Here is a 17,077-nt window from a genome sequence, read left to right as displayed (position 1 = left end):
CGCCCTCGACTCTGACACCGCTCGCCCTGGAGGACCTGTCGATGTTCGGCCGGGACCCCTGGTGGCTCGTGCTGATCAAGGCGGTGTTCTGCTTCGCGTTCCTGATGGTGACCGTGCTGTTCTCGATCGTGTGGGAACGCAAGGTCGTCGCCTGGATGCAGCTGCGGATCGGTCCCAACCGGCACGGCCCCTGGGGCATGCTCCAGTCGCTGGCCGACGGCATCAAGCTGATGCTCAAGGAAGACATCATCGTCAAACGCGCGGACAAGGTGGTCTACGTCCTCGCGCCGGTCGTGGCGGCGATCCCCGCGTTCATGGCGATCGCGGTGATCCCGTTCGGTCCCGCCGACAACCAGGTCTCCATCTTCGGCCAGCGCACCACGATGCAGCTGACCGACCTGCCGATCGCGATGCTGTACATCCTCGCGGTCGCCTCGGTCGGGATCTACGGCATCGTGCTGGCGGGCTGGAGCTCCGGTTCGACGTATCCGCTGCTCGGCGGGCTCCGCTCGTGCGCGCAGATGATCTCGTACGAGATCGCGATGGGCGCCGCGTTCGCGTCGGTGTTCCTGTACTCCGGTTCGATGTCGACCTCCGCGATCGTGGAGGCGCAGGCCGACCGCTGGTACGTGATCCTGCTGCCGGTGTCGTTCCTGATCTACATCGTGACGATGGTCGGGGAGACCAACCGGGCCCCGTTCGACATGCCGGAGTCCGAGGGCGACCTGGTGGGCGGCTTCAACACCGAGTACTCGTCCATCAAGTTCGCGCTGTTCATGCTCGCCGAGTACGTGAACATGGTGACGGTGTCGGCGGTGTCGGTGACGCTGTTCCTGGGCGGCTGGCGGGCCCCCTACCCCATCAGCACCTTCTGGGAGGGGGCGAACCAGGGCTGGTGGCCGATGCTCTGGTTCATCGTCAAGGTGCAGTTGCTGTTGTTCTTCTTCATCTGGCTGCGCGGCACCCTGCCCCGGGTGCGTTACGACCAGCTGATGAAGCTCGGCTGGAAGGTCCTCATCCCGGTCTCGGTGGTGTGGCTGATGCTCGTCGCCACCGTGCGGACCCTGCGCAACGAGAACTACGACTTCGCCGACATCGCGCTGTACGTCGGCGGCGGTGTCCTCGCGTTGCTGCTGCTGTCCGTCGTCGTGGACATCTACCGCGACAGAGGACGGGCCCGGGCCGCCGCCGAACAGGTCGTGGACCCGGTGGCGTTCGACCCGATGGCCGGCGGGTTCCCCGTACCGCCGCTGCCCGGTCAGGAGGCTCCCGCGGTGCCCCGCAGGCGTCCCCGCCGGGAGCGCGAGCTGATTGTCAGTGGCGGGCCGGATACTGCGAGTGACGGAGCTGTTGACGGAAAGGAGGCGTCCGAATGACTGAGCGATCCAAGGAGCCCGGCGGGACGGACGCGGCGAAGCAGGGGTTCCAGAACCCGGTCGCGGGCTTCGGTGTGACCTTCAAGGCCATGTTCAAGAAGCGGCTCACCGAGCAGTACCCCGAGCAGCCGAAGACCACGGCCCCCCGCTTCCACGGCCGCCACCAGCTCAACCGTCACCCCGACGGGCTGGAGAAGTGCGTCGGCTGCGAGCTGTGCGCCTGGGCGTGCCCGGCCGACGCCATCTATGTGGAGGGCGCCGACAACACCGAGGAGGAGCGCTACTCCCCGGGCGAGCGCTACGGCCGCGTCTACCAGATCAACTACGCGCGCTGCATCCTGTGCGGGCTGTGCATCGAGGCGTGCCCCACCCGCGCGCTCACGATGACGAACGAGTTCGAGCTCGCCGACAGCAGCCGCGCGAACCTGATCTACACCAAGGAGCAGCTCCTCGCCGGTCTTGAGGAGGGCATGGTCGACAGCCCGCACTCGATCTTCCCCGGCGCCGACGAGCAGGACTACTACAGCGGTCTCGTCACCCACGCCGCGCCGGGCACGATCCCCCAGCGGGCCGTGTCCAAGGGCGAGAAGCCGGACAGCGACGAGTCGGGCCGGGGCGGTGTGCCGGAGCCGTCGGCGCAGCGTCCCGGAGCGGCCCATCTGGGCGAGCGGAGCGGCTCATGAGCCAGCTCGCCGCCTACACCACGTCCACCGGTGAGTCGATCCAGTTCTGGGTGCTCGGCACGGTCGCGGTGATCGGCGCCCTGTGCACGATCCTGATGCGCCGCGCCGTGCACAGCGCGCTGTGCCTGGCCGGGACCATGATCATCCTCGCGGTGTTCTATCTCGCCAACGGCGCGTACTTCCTCGGCATCGTCCAGATCGTCGTCTACACCGGCGCGATCATGATGCTGTTCCTGTTCGTGGTCATGCTCGTCGGTGTGACCGCCGCGGACTCCCTCAAGGAGACCCTGAAGGGCCAGCGCTGGCTGGCCGCCCTGTGCGGTCTCGGCTTCGGCGCGCTGCTCATCGGCGGCATCGGCAACGCGTCCCTCACCGAGTTCACCGGGCTGGCCCAGGCCAACGCCGGGGGCAATGTCGAGGGCCTGGCCGCGCTGATCTTCACCAAGTACGTCTTCGCCTTCGAGATCACCGGCGCGCTGCTCATCACGGCGGCCGTCGGCGCGATGGTGCTCACCCACCGGGAGCGCACCGAGCGGGCGAAGACCCAGCGGGAGATGGCCGAGGAGCGGGTCCGCGCGGGCAAGCATCTCCCGCCGCTGCCCGCCCCGGGTGTCTACGCCCGGCACAACGCGGTCGACATCGCCGGTCTCCTCCCCGACGGCACCCCGTCCGAGCTGACCGTCAACCAGACGCTGCGCGCGCGGGGCCAGATCCGGGACGTGTCCCAGAAGGCCATGGAGGACCTCAAGGCCATCGAGGACCGTTCCACGGACCGCCTGGAGCGGCCCCGGTCCGAGGAGGCGTCGAAGTGAACCCGGTCAATTACCTGTATCTCGCCGCCCTGTTGTTCACCATCGGTGCCACAGGCGTCCTGATCAGGCGTAACGCCATCGTGGTGTTCATGTGCATCGAGCTGATGCTGAACGCCTGCAACCTCGCGCTCGTCGCCTTCTCCCGGATGCACGGCAACCTCGACGGACAGATCATCGCCTTCTTCACGATGGTCGTCGCCGCCGCCGAGGTCGTGGTCGGACTCGCGATCATCGTGTCGCTGTTCCGCTCCCGGCATTCGGCCTCGGTCGACGACGCCAGCCTGATGAAGCTGTAAGGGGACCCGGAACCGTGGAGAACCTGATCGCGCTGCTGGTGGCGGCGCCCCTGCTCGGAGCGGTGGTCCTGCTGTGCGGGGGCCACCGGCTGGACCGCGCCGGACATCTGCTGGGCACGCTCCTCGCCGGTGCCTCCTTCGTCATCGGCGCCGTGCTGTTCCTGGGCCTGCTCGGCCGTGACGCCGACGACCGGACCCTGCACCAGCACCTCTTCAGCTGGATTCCCGTCGAGGGCTTCCAGGCGGACATCGCCTTCCAGCTCGACCAGCTGTCGATGACCTTCGTCCTGCTGATCACCGGTGTGGGCACCCTGATCCACATCTACTCGATCGGCTACATGGAGCACGACGAGCGGCGCCGCCGCTTCTTCGGCTACCTCAACCTCTTCCTCGCGGCGATGCTGCTCCTGGTCCTCGCCGACAACTACCTGCTGCTGTACTTCGGCTGGGAGGGCGTGGGCCTCGCCTCGTACCTCCTGATCGGGTTCTGGCAGCACAAGCCCAGTGCCGCGACCGCCGCCAAGAAGGCGTTCCTGGTCAACCGGGTCGGTGACATCGGACTGTCCATCGCGATCATGCTGATGTTCACCACCTTCGGGACGTTCGCCTTCGGCCCGGTCCTCGGCGCCGTCGGGGACACCTCCGAGGGCACGCTCACCGCGATCGGCCTGATGCTGCTGCTCGCCGCGTGCGGCAAGTCGGCCCAGGTGCCGCTCCAGTCCTGGCTGGGCGACGCGATGGAGGGCCCGACCCCGGTCTCGGCCCTCATCCACGCGGCGACGATGGTGACCGCCGGTGTCTATCTGATCGTCCGCTCCGGCGCCATCTTCAACGCCGCCCCGGACGCGCAGCTCGTCGTCGCCATCGTCGGCGCGGTGACGCTGCTGTTCGGTGCGATCGTCGGTTGCGCCAAGGACGACATCAAGAAGGCGCTCGCCGGTTCGACGATGTCGCAGATCGGCTACATGGTGCTGGCCGCGGGCCTCGGCCCCATCGGCTACGTCTTCGCGATCATGCACCTGGTGACGCACGGCTTCTTCAAGGCCGGGCTGTTCCTCGGTGCCGGTTCCGTCATGCACGGCATGAACGACGAGGTCGACATGCGCAAGTACGGCGGGCTGCGCAAGTACATGCCCGTCACCTTCGTGACGTTCGGTCTCGGGTATCTCGCGATCATCGGCTTCCCGGGCCTGTCCGGCTTCTTCTCCAAGGACAAGATCATCGAGGCGGCGTTCGCCAAGGGCGGCACCGAGGGCTGGATCTTCGGCGGGGTCGCCCTGCTGGGCGCCGCCCTCACCGCGTTCTACATGACCCGCGTGATGATCATGACGTTCTTCGGTGAGAAGCGCTGGCAGCCCGACGCCGACGGCAACCCGCCGCACCCCCACGAGTCCCCGAAGTCCATGACGATCCCCATGATCATCCTGGCCTTCGGCTCGGTCTTCGCGGGCGCCCTGTTCAGCATCGGTGACCGCTTCCAGCTCTGGCTGGAGCCCGTCACCGGCGCCACCGAGCACGGCCACCCGCCGATCAGCGCCCTGACGGTCACCATCTCCACGGTCGTCGCGCTGGTCGTCGGCGCGGCGATCGCGTACGGCATGTACGGCCGCCGGCCCGTGCCCGTCGTCGCCCCGCGCGGCTCCCTGCTCACCCGCGCCGCCCGCCGCGACCTCCTCCAGGACGACTTCAACCATGTCGTCTTGGTCCGCGGCGGCGAGCACCTCACCCGCTCCCTGGTGTACGTCGACCACACCCTGGTCGACGGCGTCGTCAACGGCACGGCCGCCTCCGTCGGCGGTCTGTCCGGCCGGCTGCGCCGCCTCCAGAACGGTTACGCGCGCTCGTACGCGGTCTCGATGTTCGGCGGCGTGGCTGTCCTCATCGCCGCGACCCTGCTGATGAGGGCGGTCTGATACCGATGTCCTTTCCCCTGCTCACCGTGACGGCGGCGCTCCCGGCGATCGGCGCGATCGCCACCGCCGCCGTCCCCGCCGCACGGCGCACCGCGGCCAAATGGCTCGCGCTGCTGTTCTCCCTCGCCACCCTGGTCCTCGCCGCGATCGTCATGATCCGCTTCGAGCCGGGCGGCGACCGCTACCAGCTCACCGAGTCGCACTCCTGGATCAGCGACTTCGGGGTGCGCTACGAACTCGGCGTCGACGGCATCGCCGTCGTCCTCATCGGGCTCACCGCGCTGCTGATCCCGTTCATCATCCTGGCCGGCTGGCACGACGCCGACCCGCTGGAGGACAGCAACTCCCGCTGGCGGCCCACCCAGGGCTTCTTCGCCCTGATCCTCTCCGTCGAGGCGATGGTGATCCTCTCCTTCGAGGCCACCGACATCTTCCTCTTCTACATCTTCTTCGAAGCCATGCTGATCCCGATGTACTTCCTCATCGGCGGCTTCGGGGACCGTGCCCACGAGGGCGGCGACAAGGCGGCGGCGACCCAGCGGTCGTACGCCGCCGTGAAGTTCCTGCTCTACAACCTCGCGGGCGGGCTCATCATGCTCGCCGCCGTCATCGGGCTCTACGTCGTCGCCGGGAGCTTCTCGCTCCAGGAGATCACCGCCGCCCGTGCCAGCGGTTCGCTGGAGATGGCGACCAACACCGAACGGCTGCTGTTCCTCGGCTTCTTCTTCGCGTTCGCGGTGAAGGCGCCGCTGTGGCCGCTGCACACCTGGCTGCCCAACGCGATGGGCGAGGCCACCGCACCGGTCGCCGTGCTCATCACCGCCGTCGTCGACAAGGTCGGCACGTTCGCGATGCTCCGCTTCTGCCTGGGGCTCTTCCCCGAGGCGTCGAAGTGGGCCACCCCGGTCGTGCTGGTCCTCGCCTTGGTCAGCATCGTCTACGGGGCGCTGCTCGCCGTCGGCCAGCGCGACATGAAGCGCCTGGTCGCCTACGCGTCGATCTCGCACTTCGGGTTCATCGTCCTCGGCATCTTCGCGATGACGTCGCAGGGCCAGAGCGGCGCCACGCTCTACATGGTCAACCACGGCATCTCCACGGCCGCCCTGATGCTCGTCGCCGGATTCCTGATCTCCCGGCGCGGCTCGCGGCTCATCGCCGACTACGGAGGAGTCCAGAAGGTCGCCCCGGTACTCGCCGGGACGTTCCTGATCGGCGGACTGGCGACCCTCTCACTGCCGGGCCTCGCGCCCTTCGTCAGTGAGTTCCTGGTCCTGGTCGGCACCTTCGCGCGGTACCCGGTCGCCGGGATCATCGCGACCCTCGGCATCGTCCTGGCCGCGCTGTACGTCCTCGTCCTCTACCAGCGGACGATGACCGGCCCCGTGAAACCCGAGGTCTCCACCATGCCCGACCTGCGGGTCCGGGAGCTCGCGGTGGTGGCCCCGCTGATCGCGCTGCTCATCTTCCTGGGCGTCTTCCCGAAGCCGCTCACGGACATCGTCAACCCGGCGGTCCAGCACACCATGTCCGACGTCCAGCAGAAGGACCCCAAGCCCGAGGTGGAGGCGGCCAAGTGAACGCATCAGCCGTCCACAGCCTGTGGACAACGGCGGCCGAACCCGTCACCAAGATCGACACCCCCAAGATCGAGTACGGGCAGCTCTCGCCCATCCTGATCATCATCGCCGCCGCGGTGCTCGGCATCCTCATCGAGGCCGTCGTCCCGCGCAAGGCGCGCTACCACACCCAGCTCTTCACCGCCGTGGTGGCGCTGACCGCGGCGTTCGCCGCGGTCGTCGCCCTCGCGGCGAGCGGCTACGGCACCACCAAGGCGGGCATCGTCGCGATGGGCGCCGTCGCCGTCGACGGACCCGCCCTGTTCCTCCAGGGCACCATCCTGCTGACCGGCCTGGTCGCGATCTTCACCTTCGCCGAACGCCGCCTCGACCCCGCCACACACGGCAACCAGGTCGACTCGTTCGCCGCGCAGGCCGCGTCCGTACCCGGCAGCGACAGCGAGAAGGCCGCGGTCAAGGCCGGATTCACCACCACCGAGGTGTTCCCGCTCGCGCTGTTCGCCATCGGCGGCATGCTCGTCTTCCCCGCCGCGAACGACCTCCTGACGCTGTTCATCGCCTTGGAGGTCTTCTCCCTGCCGCTGTACCTGCTCTGCGCGCTCGCCCGGCGCAAGCGGCTCATGTCGCAGGAAGCGGCCGTCAAGTACTTCCTGCTCGGCGCCTTCGCCTCCGCGTTCACCCTCTTCGGCATCGCCCTGCTCTACGGCTACGCGGGCTCCGTGTCGTACGCGAGGATCGCCGAGGTCGTCGACGGCACCGTCGGGAAGATCACCCCGGCCCTCGCCGGGACCATGGGCAACGACGCGCTGCTGCTCGTCGGCGCCGCCCTCATCGTGATGGGCCTGCTCTTCAAGGTCGGCGCGGTGCCGTTCCATATGTGGACCCCGGACGTCTACCAGGGCGCGCCCACCCCCGTCACCGGGTTCATGGCGGCGGCCACCAAGGTCGCGGCCTTCGGCGCGCTGCTGCGGCTGCTGTACGTGGTGCTCCCGGGGCTGCGCTGGGACTGGCGGCCCGTGATGTACGCCGTCGCCATCCTCACGATGCTCGGCGGGGCGATCGTCGCGATCACCCAGACCGACATCAAGCGGCTGCTCGCGTACTCGTCGATCGCGCACGCGGGGTTCATCCTCGCGGGTGTCATCGCCGCGACGCCCGAGGGCGTGTCCTCGGTGCTGTTCTACCTCGGGGCGTACTCCTTCGTGACGATCGGCGCGTTCGCCGTGGTCACGCTGGTACGGGACGCCGGCGGCGAGGCCACGCACCTGTCGAAGTGGGCGGGGCTGGGGCGGCGGTCGCCGCTGGTCGCGGCGGTCTTCGCGGTGTTCCTGCTGGCCTTCGCCGGGATTCCGCTGACCTCCGGGTTCTCGGGGAAGTTCGCCGTGTTCAAGGCGGCGGCGGAGGGCGGTGCCGGGGCGCTGGTCGTCGTCGGTGTCGTGTCCTCGGCCGTCGCGGCGTTCTTCTATGTCCGGGTGATCGTGCTGATGTTCTTCAGCGAGCCGAACCCGGAGGGGCCGACCGTCGCGGTGCCGTCCGCGCTGACGTACGCGGCGATCGGGACGGGGGTCGTGGTCACGCTGGTGCTCGGTGTCGCGCCCCAGTACTTCCTCGACCTCGCCGGTCAGGCGGGAGTGTTCGTGCGCTGACGTTCCGTGTCGGCGGGGTGATCCGTGCCGGCGTGGCCGTCCGTCCTGGCCCGGTCCCTTCGGGGGCCGGGCCGTCGCGTTTCGCCTTCGCTTGCGCTTTGGGGTCTGTCCGGGTGGGCGTACTTGTTCCCTGTGCCGTCGCTCGGTGGGGTGCGCAGTTCCCCGCGCCCCTGGATGCTGCGCTGGTCCGTTGTTCTTCGGGTGCGGGCCGGTGCTCGTCTTTGCGCAGTTCCCCGCGCCCCTTTGGGGGTGCCCCTTGCGGTGGTCGTTCGGGTGCGGGTTTGTCCGTGGGGCGGAGGGTGTCCGCTGGCGTCGGGTACCGGGTGCGGGGTTGTGGACAAGTGGTTCGGGGTGTCGGTGGGGGCGCCTATGGTGGCTGGGGAGTACGGGGACAGACGGTGGGACGGGCAGAGGTGACCGGGGTGACGGACATGAGCGGCGTGGTCGCGGAGCGTGCGGGCGGGGCCGCGCTGGAGACCTTGCGGAGGGTCTTCGGGTACGAGGCGTTCCGGGGGGACCAGGAAGCGGTCATCGAGCATGTGGTGGCCGGTGGGGACGCCGTCGTGCTGATGCCTACCGGCGGCGGCAAGTCGCTGTGCTACCAGATCCCCGCGCTGGTCCGGCCGGGCACCGGGGTCGTCGTGTCCCCGCTGATCGCCCTGATGCAGGACCAGGTGGACGCGCTGCGCGCGCTCGGTGTGCGCGCCGGGTTCATCAACTCCACCCAGGACTTCGACGAGCGCAGGGTGGTCGAGGCCCAGTTCGTCTCCGGCGAGCTGGACCTGCTGTACCTCGCGCCCGAGCGGCTGAAGCTGAACTCCAGCCTGGAGCTGCTCTCGCGCGGCAAGGTCTCGGTCTTCGCGATCGACGAGGCCCACTGCGTCGCCCAGTGGGGCCATGACTTCCGGCCCGACTACCTCGCCCTGTCGGTGCTGGGGGAGCGCTGGCCCGACGTCCCGAGGGTCGCCCTCACCGCGACGGCCACGCACGCCACCCACCAGGAGATCACCGCGCGGCTCGGGATGCCCGACGCGCGGCACTTCGAGGCGAGCTTCGACCGGCCGAACATCCAGTACCGGATCGTGCCGAAGGCCGAGCAGCGCAAGCAGCTGCTGGCGTTCCTGAAGGAGGAGCACGCGGGCGACGCGGGCATCGTCTACTGCCTGTCGCGGGCGTCGGTGGACCGGACGGCGGAGTTCCTGGTGCGCAACGGCATCGCGGCCGTGCCGTACCACGCCGGTCTCGAAGGGCGCGTCCGCGCCGAGCACCAGTCCCGGTTCCTGCGGGAGGACGGCCTGGTCGTCGTCGCGACCATCGCGTTCGGTATGGGCATCGACAAGCCCGACGTACGGTTCGTCGCCCATCTCGATCTGCCGAAGTCCGTCGAGGGCTACTACCAGGAGACGGGCCGCGCCGGCCGGGACGGCCTGCCGTCCACGGCGTGGATGGCGTACGGGCTCAACGACGTCGTCCAGCAGCGCAGGATGATCCAGTCCAGCCAGGGGGACGACGCGTTCCGGCGCCGTGCCAGTGCCCATCTCGACGCGATGCTCGCCCTGTGCGAGACCGTCGAGTGCCGCCGGGGCCGCCTCCTCCAGTACTTCGGCCAGGAGCCGCAGACGGGCGGCTGCGGCAACTGCGACACCTGCCTGAGCCCGCCGGAGACCTGGGACGGCACGGTGGCCGCGCAGAAGGTGCTCTCCACGATCGTGCGGCTGGACCGTGAGCGGCGCGGGCAGAAGTTCGGCGGTGTGCACATCGTCGACATCCTGCTGGGCCGCAGGACCGCGAAGGTCATCCAGTTCGACCACGACCAGCTGTCGGTCTTCGGCATCGGTGAGGACCTGACCGAGGCGGAGTGGCGCGGTGTCGTACGCCAGCTGCTCGCCATGGAACTGCTCGGGGTCGAGGGCGAGCACGGCGCGCTGGTCCTCACGGAGGAGAGCGGGACCGTGCTGCGCGGCGAGCGCAAGGTGCCGCTGCGCAAGGAGCCCAAGCGCCCCACCACCCGTACCCCGGCCGCCGCCAAGGGCGAGCGCAAGCCCAAGGCCGTCGTCGATCTGGCGCCGGGGCTGCTGCCCGCCTTCGAGGCGCTGCGCGCGTGGCGTGCCGAGCAGGCCCGGGAGCAGGGCGTTCCCGCGTACGTGATCTTCCATGACGCGACCCTGCGGGAGATCGTGACGGCGTCGCCGTCCTCGGTCCGTGAGCTGGGCGGGATCAGCGGGGTCGGCGAGAAGAAGCTCGCCACGTACGGGGAGGGTGTGCTGGAGGTCCTGGCGGCCTTCGGTGACGGTCCGGGGCCGGGGGAGGAGCCGGTGTCCCCGGCCGCGCAGTCACCCGCGCCGACGCCCACCGCCAAGCCGGCCGCGTCGAAGCCGTCCGCCGCCAGGCCGGTCGCCGCGAAGGCGTCCGCCGCGAAGGCGTCCGCCCATGCCGCGGACGACGGGTACGACTGGAGTCGTGAGCCCGCCCCGGAGGACGAGCCGGAGCCCGAGGACCTGGGCTGGTAGTCGCGGGTCTGGCCGGACCGGCACCGGGCGCGTGGATGCCTTCCGCGGCCCGGCGGCCGGTCTCACGACCGGTGGCCCGTACGGTCACGACTGGTGGCCCGTACAGGGCGGTGCGCCGTTACGCGTCGCCCCCCACGACCCGGCCCCGGACCTCGCCGAGGCCCACCCGCGTACCGTCCGGGCCGGGGGCCCAAGCGGTCAGGGTGACCTCGTCCTTGTCCGCGAGGAAGGTACGGGGGCCGTCGTCGAGGGGCAGCGGGTCCCGGCCGTTCCACGTCAGTTCCAGCAGGGAACCGCGCTGGTCGGGGCGGGGGCCGCTGACCGTCCCCGAGCCGTAGAGGTCACCGGTGCGCAGCGAGGCGCCGTTGACCGTCATATGGGCGAGCTGCTGGGCGGCCGTCCAGTACATGGTGGCGAACGGCGGTTCGGAGACCACCTGGCCGTTGATGGCGACGGAGATCCGCAGGTCGTAGCCGTCGGGCTCATGGCCGCCGGGTTCGCCGGACGCCTCGGGGGAGTCGTCGAGGTACGGCAGCAGCGGATGGGTGCGTTCCGGCGGGGACACCCGGGCGCCCTCCAGCGCGTCGAGCGGGGTGATCCACGCGGACACGGACGTGGCGAAGGACTTGCCGAGGAACGGACCCAGCGGGACGTACTCCCACGCCTGGACGTCCCGGGCCGACCAGTCGTTGAGCAGGCACAGCCCGAAGACATGCTCCCGGAACTCCCCGAGACCGACCGGGGTGCCGCGCTCCGAGGGGGCGCCGACGACGAAGCCCACCTCGGCCTCGATGTCCAGCTTCACCGACGGCCCGAACACCGGCGCGGGATCGGTGGGCGCCTTGCGCTGACCCCGTGGGCGGACGATGTCGGTGCCGGACACGACGACGGTCCCGGAGCGGCCGTGGTAACCGATCGGCAGATGCTTCCAGTTGGGGGTCAGCGAGTCCTCGGCGTCCGGGCGGAAGATCTGCCCGACATTGCGGGCGTGGTGCTCGGACGCGTAGAAGTCGACGTAGTCCGCCACATCGAACGGCAGATGCAGCGTCACCTCCGACAGCGGGTGCAGCAGGGGCCGTACGGTCTCGCGGTACGCGGGCACCGTCACCCACGCGGTGAGCGCGCGGCGTACGTCGCTCCAGGCGGTGCGGCCCGCCGCGAGAAGGGGGTTCAGGGTGGGCCGGGCGAGCAGGGACACATAAGGCGAACCGAGGGCGGCGGCCACCGCGCCCGCGTCCAGGACATGGTCCCCGAGCCGTACGCCCACCCGGCGGCCGTCCACCGCCCCGGAGGACGAGCCGGAGCCGGGGGCGGGCGACGGACCGGACCCGGGCGACGGGCCGGGGGCGCCGGGGGCGGGGTCCGCGTCGGGGGTGGGCAGGGAGAAGACACCGTACGGAAGGTTGTGCGGACCGAAAGGGTCGCCCGCGGAGAGGTCGAAGGGGTCGCCCTGGGGACGGTCGAGCGGGGTCTGCTCGTGCTGGTCGGGCATCGGCTGCTGCCTCACTTTCCGTGTGGTTGGGGCACACGTTACGTCGGACACGCGAGCCGGGGCAGTGACTAAAGAGTTCGCAATGCCGGATTAAAGCGCGTTGCCGGACTCCTCGGTTCCGCCTCGCCGTCCCGTAGCGTCCTCGCAGGGAAACGCGGACCGGTCCGATCCGTGTCCTGGGGACGTTGTGGAGGGCCCATGGCCGGACGCACGACCGTGCCGTCAACAGCGGACCAGGACGTACCGCCCCTGCTCGTCAAGTTTGGCCAGTACCCGTCCCACCACGGTGGCCCGGGCGTGGTCCGCGGCCCCGGACGGTTCGGTGTCCCCGTGTGTGCCCGCGGCGGGGACCGGTTCCTCGTGGATGTCCCACGCCATCGCGCCGTGGCGCCCGCCCGCCTTGTCCGTCCGCCCCTGGGCGCGGTGTCCGCGGTGGTTCCGGCGGGCCGGGCGCCCCGGCTCCGGCGCCCGCCGGGCCGTGCGGGACACCGGTTCCACGCGCGCGTGACGGGCGTCCGGCCCGCGCGGCCGTGGTGAGGCAAGTCGCCGTCCTCAGGAGGGACTTCGTGAATCATCCGGTCGCAGTCGTCGGAGCCGGGCCGTACGGCCTGTCCACCGCCGCACACTTACGCGCACGCGGTCTGCCGGTGCGCGTCTTCGGCGAGCCGATGGCGAGCTGGCGGGCGAACATGCCCGCCGGGATGCTCCTCAAGTCGACGCCCGCCGCGTCGAACATCGACGCGCCCCGGCCGGGTCACACCCTGGCCGACTACTGCGCGGCGATCGGTGCGCGGCCCCTGGTGAGCGACGAGGACCTGGTCCCCGTCGAGACGTTCACCGCCTATGGAGAATGGTTTCAGCAGGAGTTGGTCCCCGAGCTGGAACGGGTACGGGTCGTCGCCGTCGAACCGCGCGGTGACACCTTCGAACTGAAGCTGGACTCCGGCGAGACCTGCGTGGCCCGCGCGGTCGTCGTCGCGACCGGACTGTCCTCGTTCACCCACCTCCCGCGCGAGCTGACCGGGGCGGCGCCCGACGGGCCCAGCCCGCACGGCCCGCTGTCGCACAGCTCCCAGCACACCGACCTGAGCGTGTTCGCCGGCAAGGACCTCGCCGTCGTCGGAGCCGGGCAGTCCGCCCTGGAGACGGCCGTGCTGGCCGCCGAGGCGGGGGCCCGGGTACGGGTGGTGGCCCGCGGCAAGGGCGCGGTGGACTTCGGGGACCCGCCCTGGGAGCAGCCGCGGCTGCGTCCCGTGTCGCCCTTCGGCCGGGCCTGGTCGCTGTACGCGCTCAGCTATCACGCGCAGCCGTACCGCTTCCTGCCGCCGCAGGCCCGCCACCATCTGGTCCGCCGGGTCCTCGGACCGCTGGGCGCCTGGTGGCTGCGGGAGCGGTTCGAGCGCTCGGTGACCGTGCGCGAGGTGCGGCGGGTCGTGCGTTCCGGGGTCGAGGGCAGCGGGCCGGACAGCCGTCCGCTGCTGGCCCTGGAGGCCCCCGCGGGCCGTATAGCGGCACGTATAGGGGAGCTCTCCGCCGACCATGTGATCGCCGCCACCGGCTACCGCGTCGACCTCGCCGCGCTGGACTTCCTCGGCCACTCGCTGCGCGCCCGGCTCGGGACGAGCCGGGGCACCCCGCTGCTGCGCGCGGGCTTCGTCTCCTCCGTCCCCGGCCTGTACTTCACGGGGCTCCCGGCGGCGGCGTCGTACGGGCCGGTGATGCGCTTCGTGTGCGGCACCCGGTTCGCGTCACCACGGTTGGCCGCGCATCTCGCGGCGGCCCACGGGTGACGGTGCGGTGCGGTGGTCGACGGGTGCGGGTACTGCGGTCGACGGGTACGGGTGCGGGTGCTGCGCTGGCGGTCACGGGTTGGGGTGCTGCGGCCGAGGGTGCGGGTGCTGCGGCGACGGGTACCGGTGCGGCCCACGGGTGACGGTGCGGTGTCGCACGGGGGCCGGTGCCGCCGGGCCCGGTCCGGGGGAGGGGCGGAGTGGTCCGGGGCCCCATTACCGTACGGAGCCCGTCCCGGTCATCTCCTCTTCACAGTCGGCCCGTTGACCCCCGGAGCATCCGTATTCTCGGGATCATGGCCGCACTCGCATACTCGCTCATCGCCACCGACCTCGACGGCACGCTGCTGCGCGCCGACGATTCGCTCTCGCCGCGTACCCGCGCGGCCCTGACCCGCGCGGTCGCTGCGGGCGCGGCCCACATCGTGGCCACCGGGCGGCCCGTCCCGCAGGTCGTCCCCGTGCTGCGGGAGCTGGGACACCGGGGGCTCGCGGTGTGCGGGCAGGGCGCGCAGCTGTACGACGCCGGATCGGGCCGGATCGTGTGGTCGGTGACCCTGGACCGGGAGATCGCCGAGGTCGCGCTGGGCAAGGTGGAGGCCGAGGTGGGCAGCGTCCTCGCGGCGGTGAACCAGGACGGCACCGACGGGCTGATGCTGATGGAGCCCGGGTTCACCGTCCGTCATCCGACGCTGTCCGGGGAGCGCGCGGGGCATCGTGACGAGCTGTGGGACCGGCCGCTGACCAAGGTGCTGATCCACCACCCCGAGCTGGCCGAGGACGAGCTGGCGGCGGCGGCCCGGACCGTTGTCGGCGATCTGGTGACCGTCACCATGGCCGGTCCCGGCGCGGTCGAGCTCCAGCCGCTGGGCATCACCAAGGCCACCGCCCTCGCGAGGGCCGCCGATCTGCTCGGCACCGGGCCCCGGGACACCCTCGCCTTCGGGGACATGCCCAACGACATCCCCATGTTCCTGTGGTCCGCCCACGGAGTGGCGATGGCCAACGCCCATGACGAGCTGAAGGCCGTCTCCGACGAGATCACCGGCTCCAACGAGGACGACGGCGTGGCGGCGGTGCTGGAACGGCTCTACGGGGCCGCGCCCGTACGGACCTGATCCGGCCGGAATCCGATACGCCGGGTGACACGTGTGCGGTCCCGGCGGGCGCCGGTCCGCGCGGGACCGGGACCCCGGGGCGGGGCGGGTCGCGGTTGCGGTGCCCACCGGACGGACGGGGGCGGTGACCAGGGACTCCGGTGCGGATGGGAACCTTGTCCCCGGGTCGGCGGTTCCCGTCTTTCCCTGGGTTTCGTGTGTGTCTCCGGTGAAATCGGATGAGCTGATCAAAAACCTACCGGCATTGATCGCGTGGTGCCCCGCACGGTCGGGCGGGGGCTCACAGTGATCGAAAGGGGACCGGATACGCTGACTTGAGTGATAGCGGCGACACATCGACAAACCGTGTGTACGACCTCGTGACCGTCAGCAGACAGGAGACCCCCTCGTGACCGTCGTCGGGCCTTTCGGGCTGAGCGTGCGGGACCAGGCTCTCGAAGCCGATGTCCAGGCCGGATTGGCTGCTGTCGAGGAGGGGCTGCTCGAAGCCACCAAGAGCGAGGTGCCCTTCATCACCGGGGCCGCCCAGCACCTGGTGCGTGCCGGGGGCAAGCGCTTCCGGCCCCTGCTGGCGATGCTCGCGGCGCAGTTCGGTGACCCGTACGCGCCGGGTGTGGTGCCCTCGGCCGTGGTCGTGGAGCTGACGCATCTGGCGACGCTCTACCACGACGACGTGATGGACGAGGCGGACGTACGGCGCGGGGTGCCCAGCGCCAACAGCCGCTGGGACAACTCGGTGGCCGTGCTCACCGGCGACTTCCTGTTCGCCCGCGCGTCCCACATCCTGGCCGACCTCGGGCCCGAGGCCGTCCGTATCCAGGCCGAGGCGTTCGAACGCCTGGTCACCGGTCAGATCCTGGAGACGGCCGGCCCGCGCGACGGACGGGACCCCGTCGACCACTACCTCGATGTGATCGGCGGCAAGACCGGGTCGCTGATCGCGGTCGCCGGCCGCTTCGGGGCGATGATGTCGGGCGCCGACGACACGGTCGTCGACGTGCTCACGCAGTACGGGGAGCGGCTCGGGGTCGCGTTCCAGCTCGCGGACGACGTCCTCGACATCGCGTCCGACTCCCATGAGTCGGGCAAGACGCCCGGCACGGATCTGCGGGAGGGCATTCCCACGCTGCCCGTGCTGCGGCTGCGGGAGCGGGCCGCGCGGCTCGGGCACGCGGAGGATCTCGCGCTGTGCGCGTTGCTGGACTCCGATCTGAGTGACGACGCGCGCCATCGTGAGGCGCTGACGCGGTTGCGGGCGCATCCCGCGCTGGAGCAGGCCCGGCGGGACACCGTGCGGTACGCGCAGGACGCTCGGGCCGCGCTCGGGCCCTTGCCGGAGTGTTACGCGAAGGCGGCGTTGGTGGAGCTGTGCGATGCGGTGGTCCACCGCGCGGGCTGAATCCCCTTCGCGGGTCGCCTTCGCTTGCGCTTCCGAGGTCCCTCCGGCTGGACGAACTTCGTTGCTGTGCCGTCGTTCGTCGTTTTCGCGCAGTTCCCCGCAGGTCGCCTTCGCTCGCGCCTCCCAGGTCTGTCCGGGTGGGCGTACTTGTTCCCTGTGCCGTCGCTCGTGGGGTGCGCAGTTCCCCGCGCCCCTGGATGCTGCCCCTGTTCGTCGTTCTTCGGGTGCGGGCCGGTTCTCGTTTTCGCGCAGTTCCCCGCGCCCCTTTGGGGCGCGTTCTGCTTGTTCTTCGGGTCGGTGCCGGTCGGGATTCTCCGTCCTCAATCCGACACGCTCGGTAACACGTCCAGTGGTCCTACTGAAGAGCATCGGAGTCTGCGGGCAGAGAGTCCCGCCCGCCCCCTCCCGCAGCAGCGCGACTGCGCGAGGAGAGGGGTGCCCCGTCAGGGGCGCGGGGAACTGCGC

The 17,077-nt window shown here is 70.6% G+C and carries 13 protein-coding genes; 11 read left to right on the top strand and 2 right to left on the bottom strand.

Annotated elements, in window-relative coordinates; translation table 11 throughout:
- Window positions 1-11 precede the first annotated feature (11 nt).
- The 8 genes from nuoH (at window position 12) to recQ (ending at window position 10,813) form a co-directional block, all read left to right on the top strand.
- Window positions 12-1,376, top strand: a complete 1,365-nt coding sequence (nuoH, locus tag AB852_RS27870; RefSeq protein WP_073793091.1) for an NADH-quinone oxidoreductase subunit NuoH — start codon at window positions 12-14, stop codon at window positions 1,374-1,376.
- On the top strand, window positions 1,373-2,059 hold the full coding sequence (gene nuoI, locus AB852_RS27865) for an NADH-quinone oxidoreductase subunit NuoI (protein WP_073792959.1): 687 nt from the start codon (window positions 1,373-1,375) through the stop codon (window positions 2,057-2,059). The genes nuoH and nuoI overlap by 4 nt, the downstream gene beginning before the upstream one ends.
- A complete protein-coding gene (locus AB852_RS27860; protein ID WP_073792958.1) occupies window positions 2,056-2,871 on the top strand; it encodes an NADH-quinone oxidoreductase subunit J in 816 nt (271 codons plus the stop codon). Before nuoI ends, AB852_RS27860 begins: the two co-directional genes overlap by 4 nt.
- Window positions 2,868-3,167, top strand: a complete 300-nt coding sequence (gene nuoK, locus AB852_RS27855) for an NADH-quinone oxidoreductase subunit NuoK (protein ID WP_019756142.1) — start codon at window positions 2,868-2,870, stop codon at window positions 3,165-3,167. Before AB852_RS27860 ends, nuoK begins: the two co-directional genes overlap by 4 nt.
- Window positions 3,168-3,181: 14 nt before the next feature.
- Window positions 3,182-5,080, top strand: coding sequence for an NADH-quinone oxidoreductase subunit L (gene nuoL / locus AB852_RS27850; protein ID WP_073792957.1), 1,899 nt, complete (start codon window positions 3,182-3,184; stop codon window positions 5,078-5,080).
- 5 nt (window positions 5,081-5,085) lie between these two features.
- Complete coding sequence (locus AB852_RS27845; protein WP_073792956.1) at window positions 5,086-6,657, top strand: NADH-quinone oxidoreductase subunit M; 1,572 nt, start codon at window positions 5,086-5,088, stop codon at window positions 6,655-6,657.
- Window positions 6,654-8,303 (top strand): NADH-quinone oxidoreductase subunit NuoN, encoded by a 1,650-nt coding sequence (gene nuoN, locus AB852_RS27840; protein WP_073792955.1) that lies wholly within the window; start codon window positions 6,654-6,656, stop codon window positions 8,301-8,303. The genes AB852_RS27845 and nuoN overlap by 4 nt, the downstream gene beginning before the upstream one ends.
- A 431-nt stretch (window positions 8,304-8,734) precedes the next feature.
- Window positions 8,735-10,813, top strand: a complete 2,079-nt coding sequence (gene recQ / locus AB852_RS27835) for a DNA helicase RecQ (protein WP_073793090.1) — start codon at window positions 8,735-8,737, stop codon at window positions 10,811-10,813.
- 118 nt (window positions 10,814-10,931) lie between these two features.
- On the opposite strand, the gene fahA is transcribed toward recQ, so the two are convergent.
- Window positions 10,932-12,305, bottom strand: coding sequence for a fumarylacetoacetase (fahA, locus tag AB852_RS27830; RefSeq protein ID WP_073792954.1), 1,374 nt, complete (start codon window positions 12,303-12,305; stop codon window positions 10,932-10,934).
- Between the two features lie 222 nt (window positions 12,306-12,527).
- Complete coding sequence (locus AB852_RS27825) at window positions 12,528-12,794, bottom strand: hypothetical protein (protein ID WP_143201291.1); 267 nt, start codon at window positions 12,792-12,794, stop codon at window positions 12,528-12,530.
- Window positions 12,795-12,871: 77 nt separating this feature from the next.
- On the opposite strand from AB852_RS27825, the gene AB852_RS27820 reads away from it, so the two are divergent.
- From AB852_RS27820 to AB852_RS27810, 3 genes are all read left to right on the top strand, one after another.
- Window positions 12,872-14,095 carry an FAD-dependent oxidoreductase gene (locus AB852_RS27820; protein WP_073792952.1) on the top strand — a complete coding sequence of 408 codons (1,224 nt, stop codon included), beginning with the start codon at window positions 12,872-12,874 and terminating at the stop codon, window positions 14,093-14,095.
- 293 nt (window positions 14,096-14,388) lie between these two features.
- Complete coding sequence (locus tag AB852_RS27815; protein ID WP_073793089.1) at window positions 14,389-15,213, top strand: HAD family hydrolase; 825 nt, start codon at window positions 14,389-14,391, stop codon at window positions 15,211-15,213.
- Window positions 15,214-15,601: 388 nt separating this feature from the next.
- Window positions 15,602-16,612, top strand: a complete 1,011-nt coding sequence (locus AB852_RS27810; protein WP_073792951.1) for a polyprenyl synthetase family protein — start codon at window positions 15,602-15,604, stop codon at window positions 16,610-16,612.
- Window positions 16,613-17,077: the final 465 nt, after the last annotated feature.

Source organism: Streptomyces uncialis, assembly GCF_001905345.1.
Lineage (GTDB): Bacteria > Actinomycetota > Actinomycetes > Streptomycetales > Streptomycetaceae > Streptomyces > Streptomyces uncialis.
Note: the sequence above shows the minus strand (reverse complement) of the source record. Positions and strands in the feature narration are given on the sequence as shown.